The 3,469-nt window shown below is 50.9% G+C and carries 3 protein-coding genes and 14 tRNA genes; all 17 read right to left on the bottom strand.

The window, feature by feature from the left end; translation table 11 throughout:
- Positions 1-112: 112 nt before the first annotated feature.
- Entirely contained in the window at positions 113-586 is a 474-nt protein-coding gene (trmL, locus tag KNO76_RS13795) for a tRNA (uridine(34)/cytosine(34)/5-carboxymethylaminomethyluridine(34)-2'-O)-methyltransferase TrmL (RefSeq protein WP_026826698.1), read from the bottom strand.
- Positions 587-598: 12 nt separating this feature from the next.
- Complete coding sequence (locus tag KNO76_RS13790; protein WP_214885987.1) at positions 599-1,039, bottom strand: methylated-DNA--[protein]-cysteine S-methyltransferase; 441 nt, start codon at positions 1,037-1,039, stop codon at positions 599-601.
- On the bottom strand, positions 1,020-2,168 hold the full coding sequence (queG, locus tag KNO76_RS13785; RefSeq protein ID WP_214885985.1) for a tRNA epoxyqueuosine(34) reductase QueG: 1,149 nt from the start codon (positions 2,166-2,168) through the stop codon (positions 1,020-1,022). The genes KNO76_RS13790 and queG overlap by 20 nt, the downstream gene beginning before the upstream one ends.
- Positions 2,169-2,235: 67 nt before the next feature.
- Positions 2,236-2,306, bottom strand: a tRNA-Gly gene (locus KNO76_RS13780).
- 6 nt (positions 2,307-2,312) lie between these two features.
- Positions 2,313-2,393: transfer RNA gene (locus KNO76_RS13775), tRNA-Leu, on the bottom strand.
- Between the two features lie 9 nt (positions 2,394-2,402).
- Positions 2,403-2,476: transfer RNA gene (locus KNO76_RS13770), tRNA-Cys, on the bottom strand.
- Positions 2,477-2,485: 9 nt separating this feature from the next.
- A tRNA-Gly gene (locus KNO76_RS13765) sits at positions 2,486-2,560 on the bottom strand.
- A 4-nt stretch (positions 2,561-2,564) separates the two neighbouring features.
- Positions 2,565-2,639: transfer RNA gene (locus KNO76_RS13760), tRNA-Gln, on the bottom strand.
- A 7-nt stretch (positions 2,640-2,646) separates the two neighbouring features.
- Positions 2,647-2,722, bottom strand: a tRNA-His gene (locus KNO76_RS13755).
- A 16-nt stretch (positions 2,723-2,738) separates the two neighbouring features.
- Positions 2,739-2,809 (bottom strand) — tRNA-Trp (locus tag KNO76_RS13750).
- A 3-nt stretch (positions 2,810-2,812) separates the two neighbouring features.
- Positions 2,813-2,896 (bottom strand) — tRNA-Tyr (locus KNO76_RS13745).
- 7 nt (positions 2,897-2,903) lie between these two features.
- Positions 2,904-2,979: transfer RNA gene (locus KNO76_RS13740), tRNA-Phe, on the bottom strand.
- A 31-nt stretch (positions 2,980-3,010) separates the two neighbouring features.
- A tRNA-Asp gene (locus KNO76_RS13735) sits at positions 3,011-3,086 on the bottom strand.
- 9 nt (positions 3,087-3,095) lie between these two features.
- Positions 3,096-3,169 (bottom strand) — tRNA-Met (locus KNO76_RS13730).
- A gap of 16 nt (positions 3,170-3,185) precedes the next feature.
- A tRNA-Glu gene (locus KNO76_RS13725) sits at positions 3,186-3,260 on the bottom strand.
- A gap of 18 nt (positions 3,261-3,278) precedes the next feature.
- Positions 3,279-3,369: transfer RNA gene (locus KNO76_RS13720), tRNA-Ser, on the bottom strand.
- An 11-nt stretch (positions 3,370-3,380) separates the two neighbouring features.
- Positions 3,381-3,455: transfer RNA gene (locus KNO76_RS13715), tRNA-Asn, on the bottom strand.
- Positions 3,456-3,469 lie beyond the last annotated feature (14 nt).

The following is a 3,469-nucleotide window of genomic DNA, read 5'->3' as shown; positions in this document are numbered from 1 at the left end:
AAGTCGCGATGCGGCTCCGGGATTGCCTGCGGAAAGCGTGGGCGCCGGAAAGGCGAGCGATATGATTCATGTTAGTCAACAGCCTGAGGATTCTTACGAATCCGGTTCTTTTTTATTTCAACCCTGCGTATCCTTGTTGGCGAAGGGCTTCATATACAATGATGGCCGCCGTATTCGATACATTTAACGAACGGACGAGATTCGATTGCGGCAGGCGGATGCAACGATCTAAATTGTTCTCGATGACTTCCATCGGCAAGCCTTTCGTTTCACGACCAAAGACGAAGAAGTAGTCACCCTCTACATCAGAGACGTCTAAATCACTCGGATATTGTTCCCCGTACTTCGTGATATAAAAGAACTGTCCATCCGGATGCTTCTCCCACAGTTCTTCTAACGAGTCGTGATAACGGACATCGACAAATTGCCAATAGTCGAGACCGGCGCGCTTTAGCATCTTATCGTCCGTCGAGAAGCCGAGCGGACGAATCAGATGAAGGACCGAGTTCGTCGCCGCACACGTACGTGAGACGTTCCCAGTATTTGCTGGTATTTCTGGTTGAAACATTACGACATGAATCGCCATGGTTGATTTCCCTCACTTTTTCATTTCAAATTCTAGAAGACGTTGTTTCTCGGACAACCCTCCCGCAAAACCGACAAGCTTTCCACTGCTTCCGATAACGCGGTGACACGGAAAGAGAATCGGCAATGGATTCCGATTGAGTGCTTGACCGACGGCGCGAACGGCTTTCGGCCGACCGATTTGTTCAGCAATTTGCTTATATGTGCGTGTCTCGCCATATGGAATGGTCAAGAGCGCATCCCATACGTCCTGTTGAAACGGTGTCCCGTTCATTTCGACGTAGGCACGATCTGCTTCTTGAAACCCTGTCCGCTCGACTCGCAACATGAGATCCCGCAACCATTCAGGTGCTTCTTCTGTCGGTTCATGCGTTGTGAACTCAAGAGCCGCCAGCTTGCCTGCTGCGTTTAATTCATACGCTAACGGTCCCCATTTAGACGACACGATCTTCATGTGCCCACTCCTCTCGATATATACGAATCTCTTCATGTACCATGTCAGACGTTTCATTTCGTTCAATCTCTTCAAACATCGTATCCGCATCCGGTCCAAGAATCGCACCGATTGCCCAAACAGCCGTCGCACGCATATCTTCGCGTTCATCCTGTTTGATGAATTCCCGTAAGATTGGAATCGCTGAAGGTTCACGGTAGTGCGCGAGTGCTAAAATCGCATTCCGTTGAATCGGTTTCTTCCCACGCCATGCGCCCGACAAATGTCCGAACTTTTGTTTGAACTCCCGGTTGCTTAATGCCAAAAGCGGCTCTAAGAGCGGTTTGACAATCTCAGCTTCCGGTAACAATTCTTCATGGTGTCGCCAGTCTTTTTTACGATTGTACGGACAGACTTGCTGACACGTGTCACATCCATATAGGCGACCGCCAAGTTTTGACCGAAACTCCCTCGGCATCAACGTTTTCATCTGTGTGAGATAGGCGATGCAGCGCTTCGCATCGAGGACACCCGGCTCCACAAGGGCCGTCGTCGGGCAGGCCGTCATGCATTTATCGCAATCTCCGCATCCGTCTTCAATCGCTTCATCCGGCGGCAAGTATGCATCTAAAATCATTTCACCTAAATAAAGATAGGATCCCTTCTCAGGAGAGATAATGGAACAGTTTTTACCACTAAAACCGATTCCCGCACGTTCTGCGACAGCTCGGTCTACGAGTTCACCCGTATCGACCATCGAACGCGTCCGCACGCCTGGAACCAATTCTTCGATATACGCTTGGAGTTTTGTCAACCGATCGCCGACCGCCCGATGGTAATCGAGTCCCCACGAAGCACGAGCAAACAACCCTCGTCTCTCGCCGGCGACACTACGGGGCGCATCCTTTAATTTACTTGGATAGGCGATGGCAATCGCAATGATCGACTGAGCCTCTTCAAGTAAGAGCTCTGGGTTTGTACGCTTCTCTAAGTCGGGCTCTTCAAACCCAGAGGCAAATCCTTTCTCTTGTTGCCGAATAAGTCGTTGTTTCATGACGATGAACGGATCAGCTGTCGTCACTTTCAACTCGTCAATGCCGATAGTCTCGGCGTACTCGAGGATTTGTTGTTTTAATGTGTACGGGTCCATTCCGTTCACCTCCTTTATATATTTTCGCATACAAAAAATCTCTCCGCCACTCGGCAGAGAGATATGAAGCGGGTGAAGAGAATCGAACTCTCGTCATCAGCTTGGAAGGCTGAGGTTTTACCATTAAACTACACCCGCAGAAAGTACCGGTGGTCGGAGTCGAACCGACACTCCAGAGGAACACGATTTTGAGTCGTGCGCGTCTACCAATTCCGCCACACCGGCATATTATGTTGGAGGCGCCAGTCGGAATCGAACCGACGATAGAGGAGTTGCAGTCCTCTGCCTTACCACTTGGCTATGGCGCCAAAAGTCATTGGAGCGGAAGACGGGATTCGAACCCGCGACCCCGACCTTGGCAAGGTCGTATTCTACCACTGAACTACTTCCGCAAAATGGCTGGGCTGGAAGGGATCGAACCTACGCATGTCGGAATCAAAATCCGATGCCTTACCACTTGGCTACAGCCCAATAATAATGGGGCGACTGAAGGGAATTGAACCCTCGAATGCCGGAATCACAATCCGGTGCGTTAACCACTTCGCCACAATCGCCATGATGAAATTAAAACAGGGGCAGCAGGAATCGAACCCGCGCTGACGGTTTTGGAGACCGTAGTTCTACCGCTAAACTATGCCCCTAAGTGGTGGGGGGGGGCGGATTCGAACCGCCGAACCCGAGGGAGCGGATTTACAGTCCGCCGCGTTTAGCCACTTCGCTACCCCCCCACATATATGGTGGCTTTGGACGGAATCGAACCGCCGACACAAGGATTTTCAGTCCTTTGCTCTACCAACTGAGCTACAAAGCCATATGTAGTATGATTGATTTAAAAATAAAAATGGCGGTCTCGACGGGATTCGAACCCGCGATCTTCTGCGTGACAGGCAGACATGTTAACCCCTACACCACGAGACCGGACAATAATTGCGGGGGCTGGATTTGAACCAACGACCTTCGGGTTATGAGCCCGACGAGCTACCAGACTGCTCCACCCCGCGACGATATAAAATTATATGGTGACCCGTACGGGATTCGAACCCGTGTTACCGCCGTGAAAGGGCGGTGTCTTAACCGCTTGACCAACGGGCCATTACATATTTGAAAAACTGGCGGAGAGCAAGGGATTCGAACCCTTGAGACGGTTTTGCCGCCTACACGAATTCCAATCGTGCTCCTTCGGCCACTCGGACAGCTCTCCAAAAGAGAAAGTGGCTCCGCAAGTAGGATTTGAACCTACGACCTACCGGTTAACAGCCGGTTGCTCTACCACTGAGCTATTGCGGAACGATCTTGCCTGG

The sequence above is a fragment of the Exiguobacterium sp. s101 genome, from assembly GCF_018617835.1.
Classification (GTDB): domain Bacteria; phylum Bacillota; class Bacilli; order Exiguobacteriales; family Exiguobacteriaceae; genus Exiguobacterium; species Exiguobacterium marinum.
Note: the sequence above shows the minus strand (reverse complement) of the source record. Positions and strands in the feature narration are given on the sequence as shown.

Bases quoted from the DNA above. Each gene is read 5' to 3' on its own strand.
- queG (WP_214885985.1), bottom strand. From the start codon at position 2,168: ATGGACCCGTACACATTAAAACAACAAATCCTCGAGTACGCCGAGACT.
- trmL (WP_026826698.1), bottom strand. From the start codon at position 586: ATGGCGATTCATGTCGTAATGTTTCAACCAGAAATACCAGCAAATACT.
- KNO76_RS13790 (WP_214885987.1), bottom strand. From the start codon at position 1,039: ATGAAGATCGTGTCGTCTAAATGGGGACCGTTAGCGTATGAATTAAAC.